Raw genomic sequence first — 14,184 nt, 5'->3', positions numbered from 1 at the left:
TAATTACACTAAATTGTTGATTTTTTTAAAATAATATATATAATTTATATATTGTTAATTATCTTTATATGGTGATTTTATGCATGAAAAAATAAATATCAATTTTAAAATGAATATAATTAATGAAGGTCAAAAACATGAAATTCAGTTTAATGAAATAGGCAAAAGGTATGTTATGAATAAGAAAACCTTCATCAAGTTTAAGGAACCATCAATGGAAAATAATAAATATAATCAATTAATGTTAATATGTGATGAAAAACAGATAGTTATCATTAGAAATGGTTCAGTTAGGATGAAACAACCTTATATTGAAAAAGAACTAACAAAGGGATTCTATAATAATGAATATGTGTCATCTGAAATAACCACTTTTACGAATCAATATGATTTTTCTGATGAAAATATTTATTTAGATTATGATATTTTATTTGATGATCATGTGGTTGGGAATTATCAAATGCAAGTATATATTAAAGGAGTTGAAGAATATGAATAAAATATTAAGTTTACAAGAAGATATAAAAAAACATTTGAAGCAAATTATTATCGATTTAGGTTGTACAAATCAATCTCTAAATATTATTTTAGAAGAGCCTAAAGAAAAAATAAATGGAGATTATTCTACCAACTGTGCAATGCAATTAGCTAAAGATTTTCGTAAATCACCAAAAATAATTGCGAAAGAAATTGTAGAAAAATTTCATAAAGAAAAATATAATGTAGAAAGAATTGAAATTGCTGGACCAGGATTCATTAATTTCTATATGAATAATCATTATTTAACTCAAATTATTAAAGATGTAATAGTACTAGATGAAGCCTATGGAAAAACCAATTATGGAAATCAAACAAAAGTTAATGTTGAATTTGTATCTGCTAATCCAACTGGTGATTTACATATTGGTCACGCTAGAGGTGCAGCTATTGGTGATACTTTATGTAGAGTATTAGAGAAAGCTGGTTATATTGTTGCAAGAGAATATTATATTAATGATGCAGGTAATCAGATTCATAATTTAGCTTTATCAACCATTTGTCGTTATGAACAATTACTAGGGAAAGAATCTACCATGCCAGAAGATGGGTATTATGGTCAAGATATTATTAACATCGCAAAAGAATTAGTGGAAAAATATGGTGACAAATATTTAAATGATTCAAATGAAAGATATCAACTATTTAGAGAATATGCGAAAAAAGTTGAATTAGAGAAAATCAAAAAGGATTTAGAAACATTTAATGTCACATTTAATGTATGGTCTAGTGAACAAGCATTATATGATGAAAAAAAAGTTGAAACAGCGATTACTAAATTAGATGCTAAAGGTTATATTTATGAACACGAAGGTGCTACCTGGTTTAAATCAACTGCTTTTGGTGATGATAAAGACCGTGTATTAAGAAAAACTGATAAAACTTTGACATATTTAACACCTGATATTGCATATCATATTGATAAGTTAGAAAGAGGCTATGATAAGTTAATCGATATTCTAGGTGCTGATCATCATGGATATATTCCAAGATTAAAAGCAAGTATTGAGTGTTTATCTGGCGATTCAGAAAAGCTTGAAGTACTTATTATACAAATGGTTCGCTTAATTAAAAATGGTGAAGAATATAAAATGTCAAAACGATCTGGAAAAGCACTTACGATTCGTGACTTAATTGATGAGGTAGGAGTAGATGCTATTAGATATTTCTTTGCGATGAGAAGTGGTGATTCACAAATGGATTTTGATATTGATTTAGCTACCAAAAAATCGAATGAAAACCCAGTGTATTATGCTCAGTATGCTCACGCTAGAATAGGTAGTATCTTAAAGCAAGCAGATGAAAAGAAAATAAATTATGTTTTATTAGATGATTATAATCATATTAATTCAGAAAAAGCTTTTGATGTACTGAAAAAATTAGCTGAATTTCCAAAATCAATTATTGATTCAGCCATTAAAAGAGCACCTCATAGAATGACGCTTTATATTAATGAGTTAGCCCAAGCTTTTCATAGCTTTTATAATGCTGAAAAAGTTATTAATGAAGAAAATATAGAAAAAACAAAACAACTACTAGCACTTATTAAAGCCACTCAAATTACGCTTCGTAATGCATTAAGTATAATAGGTGTTAGTGCACCGGATAAGATGTAAATTAAAAATAGGAGGACTTATTATGACTCAAAATTTTTCAAACATGTCAATGCTAGAAGTAGCAGAAAATTTAATGCTAAGAAAAAAAACACCACAATCTTTTAAAAAGATAGCTCAAGAAGTAAGTGAATTAATGGGATTAACTGAAGATGAGTTAAGACAACGAGTTACTCGTTTTTATGCAGACTTAACATTAAGTGGTAAATTTGTTAATGTAAGTAGCGATAAATGGGATTTAAAAAACAGACAAAAATATGATGTTTTTGAAAATCAATTTATATTTGATTCTGAAAGTTCAAGTGGTGTTGATAACTTAGGAAATCAGGAAGATGTAGAAGATTTAGATGAAGAAGAAATCGAAGAAGATTTCGAAGAAGATTATGATGGTGATGAAGACTTATAAAAAATGGTTGAATATTACCACTAAATTTGATAATATATATAAGGGCACTCGAAAAATTTACGCTTTCCTTAAAAGGAAAGCATTTTTTTTTGATTTTCGAAAAAATTAATAATATGTATATCAAACCGGAGGTGTTCTATGACTAAATACATATTTGTAACTGGTGGAGTTGTATCGTCGTTAGGAAAAGGTATTTCTGCTGCTTCTTTGGGGCGTCTACTTAAAGATCGTGGGTTAAAGGTATTTATGCAAAAGTTTGATCCATATATAAATGTAGATCCAGGTACTATGAGTCCTTATCAACATGGAGAGGTTTTCGTTACCAAAGATGGTGCTGAAACAGATCTTGACTTAGGACATTACGAGCGATTTATCGATGAAAATTTAACTAAAAATGCCAATATAACTACAGGTAAAATTTATCAATCAGTCATTAACAAAGAAAGACAAGGGGAATATTTGGGAAGGACAGTACAAGTAATTCCTCATATTACAAATGAAATTAAAGATAAACTATTTGCTGTTGCCAAAGAAAGTCAAGCAGATATCGTTATCACCGAGATAGGTGGTACAGTAGGTGATATAGAATCATTACCTTTTTTGGAAGCAGTTAGACAAGTAAGAAGAGATGTAGGTGTACATAATACATGTTTTATTCATAATACATTAGTTCCTTATTTGAAAGCAGCTGGAGAAATAAAGACGAAACCAACGCAACATAGTGTAAAAGAATTACGGTCTTTAGGGATACAACCAGATGTCATTATTTTAAGAACAGAAGTTCCAATAGAGGATGAAGTAAAAGATAAAATAGCCTTATTTTGCGATGTACAAAAAGAAGCTGTTGTTGAGGCTAGAGATGTTCAAATATTATATGAAGTCGTATTAGATTTACATAAACAAGGATTAGATCAGTATGTATGTAAACATCTACAACTAAATGTACCTCATATTGATTTAAGTGAATGGAGAAATTTAGTAAAAACTGTTAAAGGTTTAAAACAAGAAGTTACAATTGCTTTAGTAGGAAAGTATGTCCAATTACATGATGCTTATTTATCAGTTTCTGAGGCTTTAAAGCATGCTGGTTATTTCCATCAATTAATTGTTAATATTAAGTGGATTGATGCTGAGTGTATCAATGATGATAACATCAATGAATACTTAAAAAATGTACAGGGTATTTTAGTACCAGGTGGTTTTGGTGCTCGAGCGATTGAAGGTAAAATGAAGGCAATTAAATATGCAAGAGAAAATAAAATTCCTTACTTAGGATTATGCCTTGGAATGCAACTTGCAACGATTGAATTTGCAAGAAATGTAGCGAATCTTAAAAAAGCGAACTCCACAGAAATGGATGAGAATACGCCATATCCAATTTTTGATTATTTACCAGATCAATATAAGGGAATTGATTTAGGTGGAACACTACGTTTAGGTTTATATGACTGTCAAATTAAAGAAGGAACTAAAGCTTATAAATCCTATAATAAAACATTAATAAAAGAACGTCATCGACATCGTTATGAATTTAACAATCAATATAAAAAATTATTAGAAGAAAAAGGTTTAACTTTTTCAGGTTTTAATCCGCAAACAAATTTAGTAGAAATAATTGAAATAGACAATCACCCATTTTTTGTTGCTTGTCAATTTCATCCAGAATTTACATCTAGACCAAATAGACCGCATCCATTATTTAGAGATTTTGTTGAAGCTTCTAAAAAAAGTTTAAACGACTAAAAAATTTAACAAATTAATGTTAAAACGTAAAAAAAAGTGTTATTATAATAATGAATAAATTAAGGAGGATTTTTTATGCCATTAGTGAATATGAAGATCATGTTAGAAAAAGCAAAAGAAGGAAAGTACGCTGTTGGTCAATTTAATATTAACAATTTAGAATGGACTAAATCTATTTTGACAGCATCACAAGAAAAAAATGCACCAGTAATTTTAGGTGTATCAGAAGGTGCAGCAAGATATATGGGTGGATATAATACAGTTGTTAATATGGTTAAAGGGTTAATGAAAGATTTAGAAATAACTGTTCCTGTAGCGATTCACTTAGATCATGGAACTACATTTGAAAATATTAAAAAAGCAACAGAAGCTGGATTTACTTCAGTTATGTATGATGGTTCTCATCATCCAATAGATGAAAATATTGCTGAAACTAAAAAAGTTGTGGAATATGCACATGCTCGTGGTTTATCAGTAGAAGCTGAAATTGGTACAGTTGGTGGGAATGAAGATGGAATTATCGGTGGTATTAGCTATGCTGATAAAGAAGAATGTATTCGTTTAGTAACTGAAACAAATATTGATTGTTTAGCACCTGCATTAGGATCTGTTCATGGACCTTATGTTGGTGAACCTAAATTAGGATTTACAGAAATGGAAGAAATTAAAGTTGCGACAAATTCACCATTAGTTTTACATGGTGGTACTGGTATTCCTAATGAACAAATAAAAAGAGCAATTGCGTGTGGAACAAGTAAAATTAATGTTAATACCGAAAATCAATTAGCCTTTACAAAAGTTGTACGTGAAGTATTAGCAAAAGATACGAAAGTCTATGACCCACGTAAAGTAATTGGTCCTGGTGCTAAAGAAATTATTGAAGTAGTTAAAGATAAAATTGATGTTTTTGGATGTGCGAATAAAGCTTCCGAATTGTTATAGTAAAGATAGAATAATAAAAAAAATACCTAAGGAATTACTGATTCCTTTGGTATTTTTCTTTTTATAAATAAATAGGAGTAGTCAATGAACTTAATAAATAGTCCTAATGAAAGTACCCAATTCATATTCTACAATATCAAATAATAAATATTAACAATATACTAATATTGGATGAAAATAATTGGAGTGATATTTGTGGAGTGGTTAAGTCAGTTTAATGCACCTACATTAGCCTTATTAGGAACTTTATTTACCTATTTTGTGACGATGTGTGGTGCATCATTAGTTTTCTTTTTTAAAAATGTCAAAAAAGAAGTATTAGATATGATGTTAGGATTTGGTGCTGGTGTGATGATTGCTGCTTCTTTTTGGTCTTTATTAGCACCGGCAATAGATATTGCAGAATTGAATGGAAATATTCCTTGGATTCCACCCTTAATAGGGTTTTTAATAGGTGCAGGTTTTTTACTAATTGTTGATATATTTTTACCACATATTCATGCTGATAATGAAATGAAGCATTCTGAAGGTCTTCCTACAAGTTGGAATCGTAGTATTTTATTGGTATTAGCGATTACCTTACACAATATTCCTGAGGGTCTTGCAATAGGCGTTGCTTTTGGTGCTGCAAAATTAGGATTAGAAGGAGCAACTTTATATGGTGCAATTGCGCTTGCAATAGGAATTGGTTTACAAAATTTTCCAGAAGGCGCAGCTGTTAGTGTTCCATTGCGAAGAGAAGGTCTTTCAAGAAAAAAAAGTTTTTGGTACGGTCAATTATCAGGAATAGTTGAACCAATTGCGGGCATTATAGGAGCAGTACTAGTTATTTCAATGAGAAATTTATTGCCTTATGCATTATCTTTTGCTGCTGGAGCAATGATATATGTGGTTGTAGAAGAATTAATTCCAGAATCTAAATCAAATAAAGAAGCTAAGATAGCAACACTAGGAGCGATTGCTGGATTTGCTATAATGATGACATTAGATGTTGCCTTAGGATAAAAATATTCATAAAACACTTTAAAAATATCTTGTTATCTTATATAATTACATTGGTAATAAAAATTTCGAGGTTTAAATATGAAAACTAAAGAATATATCACAATTGAATATAGAGGAAAAAATTAATGGAGGAAGTGCACCTTAAATAGGTGCATTTTACATTGAGATATAATAAGGAGGATTAAAATGCATTATGATGTCATCGTAGTCGGTGCTGGTCCGGCTGGAATATTTACTTGTTATGAATTAATGTTAAAAAAACCTGAACTTAAAGTTTTATTAATTGATAAGGGACATGATATATATCATAGAAGATGTCCTATATTAGAAAAAAAGATTGATAAATGTCCAATAAATCGTGAAGGAATATCAAGTTGTCATCCAGCTTGTTCAATTACGAATGGTTTTGGTGGTGCAGGTGCATATTCTGATGGTAAGTTTAATATCACGAGTGAATTCGGTGGTTGGATGACAGATTATTTACCTACCAATACAGTAGAATCTTTAATTGAATATGTCGATGCCATAAATTTAAAACATGGAGCAACAAAACACATTACGGATCCTTATACAGATGATGTTAAACAGATTGAAAAAAAAGGTTATGCGGTTGGATTAAAATTATTAAGAGCAAAATTAAGACATTTAGGTACCGAACAAAATTTAGATATTTTAAAGAATATCTATGAGGAAATGAAAAACAAAATTGATTATTTATTCAAAACCGAAGTAACAGACTTAATTGTTGAACATAATAAAATTAAAGGTGTAATTTTAAAAGATGGTCAATCAATTCAGGCCAAATATATTGTTGTTGTACCTGGTCGTGATGGTTCAAGTTGGTTAACAAAGATGATGAATAAATATAAAGTTAATATGACAAATAATCAAGTGGACATCGGGGTTCGAGTTGAAACAAATAACATCATCATGGATGAAATCAATGAACACCTTTATGAAGGGAAATTTATTTTTAGGACAAGTGTAGGGACAACGGTTAGAACATTTTGTTCCAATCCTTCTGGTCATGTTGTTATTGAAAATCATTCAGGTACAATGCTAGCAAATGGACATGCTTATAAAAATCCTAAACTTGGAAGTAATAATACAAATTTTGCATTATTAGTATCACATACTTTTGAAGAGCCATTTGATAAGCCTAATGAATATGCACATGTTGTATCTAAGTTAGCTAACATGTTATCAAGCGGAACTATTATCGTTCAAAAATATGGTGATATTTTAAAAGGGCGAAGAACAACTGAAAAGAGAATTAAAGAGGGTTTTGTAAGTCCAACTTTACTAGAAGCAGCACCTGGTGATTTAGGTCTTGTACTTCCCTACAAAACTATGAAGTCTTTAATTGAAATGACAGAAGCGCTTGATCATTTAACGCCTGGAATCGCTTCTGAACATACGCTTTTTTATGGAGTAGAAGCTAAGTTTTATTCTGCTAGACCAAAAGTAAATACATATTTTGAAACCGAAATAAACGGATTATATGTCGGTGGTGATGGAGCAGGTATAACAAGAGGATTAGCACAAGCTGGTGCTAATGGTGTGTGGATTGCACGTAATATTATTCATAAAGATTTAATATAATCAATCAAGATTAATTGTTGTTTATATAAAAGTTAATAATTAAAAATATAATTGGTGGAGGAAATATCATGGCTAAAACAGTTGTTGTTGTTGGAACTCAGTGGGGAGATGAGGGTAAAGGTAAAATTACTGAATACTTGTCTCATAAAGCGAATATTGTTGTTAGATATCAAGGTGGAAATAATGCTAGCCATACAATAGTATTTAATCAGGAACAATTCAAATTAAAATTAATTCCTTCGGGTATATTTAGTGCTGAAAAAGTTTTCTTAGGTAATGGAATGGTTATTAACCCCAAATCATTAATAGAAGAGATGAATTATTTAAGTGTTCGTAGGATTTCAACAAATTCTATTAGAATATCTAATCGAGCACACGTTATTTTACCATACCATTTGGCACTAGATGAATTACAAGAGGAATTACGAGAAGACCTAAAAGTTGGAACTACTAAAAAGGGAATTGGTCCTGCATATGTTGATAAGTATGCAAGAACTGGTATACGTGTAGGAGAGTTTATTGATCCTGAAATATTTAAAGACAAACTAATGTTTCATATTAAAGAAAAAAATGAAATATTGAAAAAATATAATAAACCAACATTCGATTTTAATGAGATGTTTAAAGAATATAGCAAGTATGCATCAATTTTAAAACCATATGTAACAGATACTTCTTTTGAAATTGATGAGGCACTAGAAAATGATAAAAAGATTTTATTTGAAGGTGCTCAAGGGGTCATGTTAGATATTGACCATGGTACTTATCCTTTTGTAACCTCTTCTAACCCAGTGGCTGGAGCTGTGACGATTGGAGCTGGAATAGGACCTACTCTAATTGATGAGGTTGTTGGTGTTACTAAAGCATATTCTACAAGAGTTGGTGAAGGAGCATTTCCTACAGAATTGAAAGATAAAACAGGTGATTATATCCGAAAAGTCGGAAAAGAATATGGAACAGTTACAGGTCGTCCAAGAAGAATAGGATGGTTTGATGCTGTCATTGTTTCTCACACAAGACGTGTCAGTGGATTAACCGGTCTATCTATTAATTTGTTAGATGTTCTAACCGGACTTGAGAAGATTAAACTTTGTGTTGGTTATGAATTAGAAGGTAAAGAAATAAAATACATCCCTTCAACTATTAAAGAATTTTCAAGATGTAGACCAGTTTATATTGAAATGCCTGGTTGGAATGAAAATATATCACAAATCAAAAACTTTGACGATTTACCAATTAATGCACAGAATTATGTGAAAAAGATTTCAGAAATTACTAAAGTACCAGTAATTATGGTTTCGGTTGGTCCTGATAGAGAACAAACAATTATTCTTAAAAATATATATTAAAATAAAGTTATCCACAGTTGTGGATAACTTTATTTACTTTAAGTGAATTGGATTATTGTCAATAACAATCTGTTTTAAATAATTAAATGCTTCTTCGTATGAATTGGCTGTTAATATTTTTTTCTCCATAGGACAAATATCTGTTTTATCACGTCTTAAGATATGATCAACTAATGTTTCATAATGGACATTAACGTTATTTTTTTGAAGTAAATCTAAAGCTGGTTTAGAGATAATTAAACCATAAACGGTATTTAGTTTACAATATAAGGCTACATTGGCAATTGCAACACCAATAACTTTATCGATTAAGATTGTATTTTCTTTTGGTAGACCATGATAATAGATATATTTTACGAAGGGTTTAACACTATTTTCTTTTGATTCGTATATAACTTTGGTTTCATGAATTAAAACACAAGTTTTATCAGGTTCTAGATATTTAAACATATTAAACACCATGCCTTTGCTTATCAAAGGAAAAAACCATATTAATTCTTTTGATAACAAGCGGAATAATCAAAAATTGGAAAACAGCACCCATTAATCCAATAGAAAAGTTATAAAAAATATTAACAATTTGATAAGGTTTGGCCATATTACCTAAGATAACATTAGCAATAATATAAGTTCCTGTAAAATTAGTTATTCTACCTAAAATCATAGAAATTAATAATGAAACATATATGTTAAGATGTCTTTTATAATATAAAAACCCAAATACTAATCCATAAACAAAGGTTTCAGCTGCGATATATATAAAGGAAAGTTGTGGAGGCATACCAGTCAGTTGATAACTAATAATTGGTGTAAACAATCCTACAATTCCCCCAATAATAGGACCAAAAAATCCACCAGCAAAATATGCAGAGTAATGAATAGGTAATAATATAAGCCCTAAATTACCAGGAATGAAATGAAAAATGATGGGTAACAAAACACCAAATGCGATTAAAAATCCTGAATAAACAATCTTTTTCGTATTCATATTTATTCCTCCATATAAATTTAATTTCATTATACGGTGAATCAAAACGTATGTAAAGACTTTCATTTTTTATAGGAATGAAATTTTTACTTTATCAAAATAAATTTTGCTAAATATAATTTAAAAACATCTGATAAATCAATCAAATCATCTTGCAAAAATCTTAGTAACGCTTTAAAATAGAAGTAAATATTTCTATCGAAATATTGTTTTCATGTTGAGCACAATTTTTTAGATTGTTGCTAAAAATATAGGAGGGATAAAATGTTTAAATCTGATCTAGAGATTGCCAAAGAAGCAAAGATGCTTCCGATTCAAAAGATTGCAGAAAATTTAGGAATTTCTGAAGAAGACATTGAGTTGTATGGGAAGTACAAAGCGAAATTATCGCTTAACTTGTTAGACAAGTTACAAGAGAAAAAAGATGGGAAAGTTATCTTAGTTACCGCAATTAATCCAACGCCAGCAGGTGAAGGAAAATCAACAACAACTGTTGGATTAGGAGAAGCATTTGCTTTAATAAATAAAAAAGCAATTATTGCGTTAAGAGAACCATCTTTAGGACCTGTAATGGGTGTTAAAGGTGGAGCTGCAGGTGGGGGATATGCACAAGTTGTTCCAATGGAAGATTTAAATTTACATTTTACTGGAGATATTCATGCGATTACAGCGGCTAATAATACTTTAGCAGCATTAATTGATAATCATATTTATCAAGGGAACGCTTTAAATATTGATCCAAAAAATATTACTTTTAAACGTTGTGTTGATATTAATGATCGTGCATTACGTCAAGTTATTATTGGTACAGGAAGCCGTGTTAACGGTGTGATGCGTGGAGATGGATTCAATATTTCTAGTGCATCTGAAATAATGGCAGTTTTCTGTCTAGCTAAAGACCTAAGCGACTTGAAAAAACGTTTAGCTCAAATTGTCGTTGGTTATACTTATGATAAGAAGCCAGTTACTGTAGGAGAATTAAAAGTTGAAGGTGCGTTAACATTATTGTTAACAGATGCAATTAAACCGAATTTGGTTCAAACAGTAGAAAATACACCTGTATTAGTTCATGGTGGCCCTTTTGCGAATATTGCTCATGGATGTAATTCAATAATCGCATCGAAATTAGGAATAAAATTAGCTGATTATTTGATTACAGAGGCTGGATTTGGTGCAGATTTAGGGGCTGAAAAGTTCTTAGATATCAAGTGTCGAATAGCTGATATGAAACCAAATGCTGTTGTTATTGTAGCAACAGTACGTGCATTAAAAATGCATGGTGGCGTAAGCAAACAAAACTTAAAAGAAGAAAATGTAGATGCAGTAATTAAAGGTATTGAAAACTTAGAAAAACATATCGATACAATAAAACAATTTAATTTACCTTATGTTGTTGCATTAAATAAATTTATTACTGATACAGATAACGAACTTGAAGCGTTATTAAACTGGGGTAAAGAGAATAATCATCCGATTGAGATGTCAGAAGTTTGGGAATTTGGTGGCAAAGGTGGAGTAGACCTTGCTAAACGAATTATTAAAGAAATTGATAATGTGAAAGAAAATAAATTTGACCAACTATATAAATTAGATGATTCTATTGAGAATAAAATCGAAGCGATTTGTAAAAAAGTATATGGCGCAGATGGTGTTGAGTTTACTGCTGAAGCTAAAAAACAAATTGCTGAGTATGAATCATTTGGTTGGGATAAACTGCCTATCTGTATGGCAAAAACACAAAATTCATTGTCAGATAATGCAAAAGTATTTGGACGTCCACGTGGATTTAAAATTACTGTGAGAGAATTAAGACCTTCTATAGGTGCAGGATTCTTAGTAGCATTAACTGGAACTGTTCTAACGATGCCGGGATTACCAAAAGCGCCAGCAGCACTTGCAATGGATGTTGATGATGAAGGAAATGCTTACGGATTATTCTAATATGACGATTTTGAAATAAAGGGGCGATTAGAGTGTCGAAAAAATTATTTACACCAGGACCTGGCAATATACCACAATTTGTTCGGGTACAATTGTCAAAAGATATCATACACCATAGAATGAGTGATTATCAAAACCTTCTCTATCGCGTGACTGAAAAACTACAACAAGTATTTATGACTAAAAATGATGTACTTATTTTAACATCATCTGGTACAGGGGCTATGGAATCATCTGTTGTAAATCTGTTTTCAAAAGGTGATGAAGTGCTTATTATTAATACTGGTTTTTTTGGAGTTCGTTTTATAGAGATATGTCAGACCTATCAACTTACTGTACATTCTATTGATTATAACTGGGGAGATACTTATAATCTTCAAGATGTAAAAGATATGTTTGATAAATATCCTCATATCAAAGGTGTATTTGTCACTTATCATGAAACATCAACTGGTGTATTAAATGATATTAAAGAATTAGGTCAATATATTCACACTAAAAATGCTTTATTAATCGCAGATTGTATAAGTGGTATGATTATACATCCATTTGAGTTTGACCTGTGGAATGTGGATTGTGCATTAGCATCAAGTCAAAAAGGGTTTTTATTACCACCAGGCCTTGCTTTTGTTGCGTTATCAAAGAAAGCAAAAGAAGTGATGAAACACTCTAATCTACCGAAATTTTATTGGAATTATCAAAAATATTTAGATTATTTTAAAAAGGGTCAAAACCCTTATACACCATCTACTTCATTAATATTAGCCCTAGATATTGTTTTAGATGCAATATTGGAAAAAGGAATTGAATGTATCGCTATTGAAAAAATGACACTAAGAAAATATGTTGAAGAAAAGATGGAAGAAATTGGATTCAAATTGTTTATTGAAGATGAAAAAATAAAAGGTAATGCCTTGGTTCCTGTATTAGCCAATAATAATTATGATATTGAAAAATTAGTTCAATTTTTAGATAATCGATATGATTTTTCAGTTGCTAAGGGACAGGGAAAATTAACAAACCTAATGTTACGGATTGGAATTATTAGTGAATTTACCTTTGAAGATATTGATGATTTGGTAAATAAAATATTAGAGTTTAAGGCTATTGAAGACAATAATATTACTAATAATTAAAAGATGGCATAAATGAAGTCTATTAATAGACTTCATTTATTATTAAAAAATAAATAGGGAGATGTTAAGATTGAGCGCTATAGTTGTTAGTGGAAAAGATTTAGCTAAAAGAATAAGATCAGAATTAAAAGAAAAAGTGTGTCAATTTATTGATGAAACTAACGTTGTTCCGCATTTAGTAGTCGTTTTAGTGGGAGACAACCCAGCTTCATTGTCTTATGTTACAGGAAAACAAAAAGGCTGTGAGCAAACGAATATGAAATCTACTTTAATTAAATTACCAGTAGAGACTAAAGAAGAAGAACTAATTGAATTAGTGGAAAAACTAAATCAAGATACAGACGTTCATGGTATTTTAGTACAATTACCATTACCAAAACATATTAATGAAAGTAAAATAATAAATACAATTAGTATTGAAAAAGATGTTGATGGATTTAGCCCAATCAATGTGGGTAAAATGGTTTTGAAAGAACAATGTTTCTTACCTTGTACACCAGCAGGAATTATTAAATTAATCAAAGAAACTAATATTGACATGTCAGGGAAACATGCTGTAATATTGGGTAGAAGTAATATAGTAGGTAAACCTGTTGCTCATTTATTGCTACGTGAAAATGCGACAGTTACTATTTGTCATTCAAGAACAAAAGATTTAAAATCGCATACTAAAGAAGCAGATATTATAATCGCAGCGATTGGCAAAGCAAAATTTGTTACAGCTGATATGATTAAACCTGGTGCAGTTGTTATAGATGTAGGAGTTAATCGTGTTGACAATAAATTATGTGGTGATGTAGATTTTGAAAATGCATTAGATGTAGCTGGTTATATAACACCAGTCCCTGGTGGAGTTGGTCCTATGACTATTACAATGTTATTAGAAAACACATTAGAGGCATGTAAGCGAATGACTAAATAA

Annotated in this window: 13 protein-coding genes; 11 read left to right on the top strand and 2 right to left on the bottom strand. The window is 30.3% G+C overall.

Features of this window, described 5'->3' with window-relative positions:
- Positions 1-79: 79 nt before the first annotated feature.
- The 8 genes from KHQ81_13750 to KHQ81_13715 all read left to right on the top strand — a co-directional run bounded on the left by KHQ81_13750 (position 80) and on the right by KHQ81_13715 (position 9,197).
- A complete protein-coding gene (locus tag KHQ81_13750; GenBank protein ID QVK17877.1) occupies positions 80-499 on the top strand; it encodes a DUF1934 domain-containing protein in 420 nt (139 codons plus the stop codon).
- A complete protein-coding gene (locus KHQ81_13745) occupies positions 492-2,153 on the top strand; it encodes an arginine--tRNA ligase (protein QVK17876.1) in 1,662 nt (553 codons plus the stop codon). The genes KHQ81_13750 and KHQ81_13745 overlap by 8 nt, the downstream gene beginning before the upstream one ends.
- 22 nt (positions 2,154-2,175) lie before the next feature.
- Positions 2,176-2,556 carry a DNA-directed RNA polymerase subunit delta gene (gene rpoE, locus KHQ81_13740; GenBank protein ID QVK17875.1) on the top strand — a complete coding sequence of 127 codons (381 nt, stop codon included), beginning with the start codon at positions 2,176-2,178 and terminating at the stop codon, positions 2,554-2,556.
- Between the two features lie 138 nt (positions 2,557-2,694).
- On the top strand, positions 2,695-4,299 hold the full coding sequence (locus tag KHQ81_13735; GenBank protein ID QVK17874.1) for a CTP synthase: 1,605 nt from the start codon (positions 2,695-2,697) through the stop codon (positions 4,297-4,299).
- Between the two features lie 75 nt (positions 4,300-4,374).
- Entirely contained in the window at positions 4,375-5,241 is an 867-nt protein-coding gene (gene fba / locus KHQ81_13730) for a class II fructose-1,6-bisphosphate aldolase (protein QVK17873.1), read from the top strand.
- Between the two features lie 171 nt (positions 5,242-5,412).
- Positions 5,413-6,246, top strand: coding sequence for a ZIP family metal transporter (locus tag KHQ81_13725; protein ID QVK17872.1), 834 nt, complete (start codon positions 5,413-5,415; stop codon positions 6,244-6,246).
- Between the two features lie 180 nt (positions 6,247-6,426).
- Positions 6,427-7,848: an NAD(P)/FAD-dependent oxidoreductase gene (locus tag KHQ81_13720; GenBank protein QVK19648.1), complete on the top strand. Its 1,422-nt coding sequence runs from the start codon at positions 6,427-6,429 to the stop codon at positions 7,846-7,848.
- Between the two features lie 68 nt (positions 7,849-7,916).
- Positions 7,917-9,197, top strand: a complete 1,281-nt coding sequence (locus tag KHQ81_13715; GenBank protein QVK17871.1) for an adenylosuccinate synthase — start codon at positions 7,917-7,919, stop codon at positions 9,195-9,197.
- Positions 9,198-9,230: 33 nt separating this feature from the next.
- On the opposite strand, the gene KHQ81_13710 is transcribed toward KHQ81_13715, so the two are convergent.
- Both KHQ81_13710 and KHQ81_13705 read right to left on the bottom strand, forming a co-directional pair.
- Positions 9,231-9,647 (bottom strand): DUF1893 domain-containing protein, encoded by a 417-nt coding sequence (locus KHQ81_13710; protein ID QVK17870.1) that lies wholly within the window; start codon positions 9,645-9,647, stop codon positions 9,231-9,233.
- A 1-nt stretch (position 9,648) separates the two neighbouring features.
- Positions 9,649-10,185: an ECF transporter S component gene (locus tag KHQ81_13705; protein ID QVK17869.1), complete on the bottom strand. Its 537-nt coding sequence runs from the start codon at positions 10,183-10,185 to the stop codon at positions 9,649-9,651.
- A gap of 264 nt (positions 10,186-10,449) precedes the next feature.
- Here KHQ81_13705 and KHQ81_13700 point away from each other — a divergent pair, with 264 nt between their 5' ends.
- From KHQ81_13700 to folD, 3 genes are all read left to right on the top strand, one after another.
- The gene (locus KHQ81_13700; protein ID QVK17868.1) at positions 10,450-12,126 is read left to right on the top strand and encodes a formate--tetrahydrofolate ligase; all 1,677 of its coding nucleotides are present in this window, start codon (positions 10,450-10,452) and stop codon (positions 12,124-12,126) included.
- Between the two features lie 32 nt (positions 12,127-12,158).
- Positions 12,159-13,262 carry an alanine--glyoxylate aminotransferase family protein gene (locus KHQ81_13695; protein QVK17867.1) on the top strand — a complete coding sequence of 368 codons (1,104 nt, stop codon included), beginning with the start codon at positions 12,159-12,161 and terminating at the stop codon, positions 13,260-13,262.
- 70 nt (positions 13,263-13,332) lie between these two features.
- Positions 13,333-14,184: a bifunctional methylenetetrahydrofolate dehydrogenase/methenyltetrahydrofolate cyclohydrolase FolD gene (gene folD / locus KHQ81_13690; GenBank protein ID QVK17866.1), complete on the top strand. Its 852-nt coding sequence runs from the start codon at positions 13,333-13,335 to the stop codon at positions 14,182-14,184.

It is taken from the genome of Mycoplasmatota bacterium (assembly GCA_018394295.1).
Lineage (GTDB): Bacteria > Bacillota_I > Bacilli_A > Haloplasmatales > Haloplasmataceae > JAENYC01.
Note: the sequence above shows the minus strand (reverse complement) of the source record. Positions and strands in the feature narration are given on the sequence as shown.

Excerpts from the sequence above, each read along its gene's own strand:
- KHQ81_13750 (QVK17877.1), top strand. The coding sequence starts at position 80 with ATGCATGAAAAAATAAATATCAATTTTAAAATGAATATAATTAATGAA.
- KHQ81_13745 (QVK17876.1), top strand. The coding sequence starts at position 492 with ATGAATAAAATATTAAGTTTACAAGAAGATATAAAAAAACATTTGAAG.
- rpoE (QVK17875.1), top strand. The coding sequence starts at position 2,176 with ATGACTCAAAATTTTTCAAACATGTCAATGCTAGAAGTAGCAGAAAAT.
- KHQ81_13735 (QVK17874.1), top strand. The coding sequence starts at position 2,695 with ATGACTAAATACATATTTGTAACTGGTGGAGTTGTATCGTCGTTAGGA.
- fba (QVK17873.1), top strand. The coding sequence starts at position 4,375 with ATGCCATTAGTGAATATGAAGATCATGTTAGAAAAAGCAAAAGAAGGA.
- KHQ81_13725 (QVK17872.1), top strand. The coding sequence starts at position 5,413 with ATGAAAATAATTGGAGTGATATTTGTGGAGTGGTTAAGTCAGTTTAAT.
- KHQ81_13715 (QVK17871.1), top strand. The coding sequence starts at position 7,917 with ATGGCTAAAACAGTTGTTGTTGTTGGAACTCAGTGGGGAGATGAGGGT.
- KHQ81_13710 (QVK17870.1), bottom strand. The coding sequence starts at position 9,647 with ATGTTTAAATATCTAGAACCTGATAAAACTTGTGTTTTAATTCATGAA.
- KHQ81_13705 (QVK17869.1), bottom strand. The coding sequence starts at position 10,185 with ATGAATACGAAAAAGATTGTTTATTCAGGATTTTTAATCGCATTTGGT.
- KHQ81_13700 (QVK17868.1), top strand. The coding sequence starts at position 10,450 with ATGTTTAAATCTGATCTAGAGATTGCCAAAGAAGCAAAGATGCTTCCG.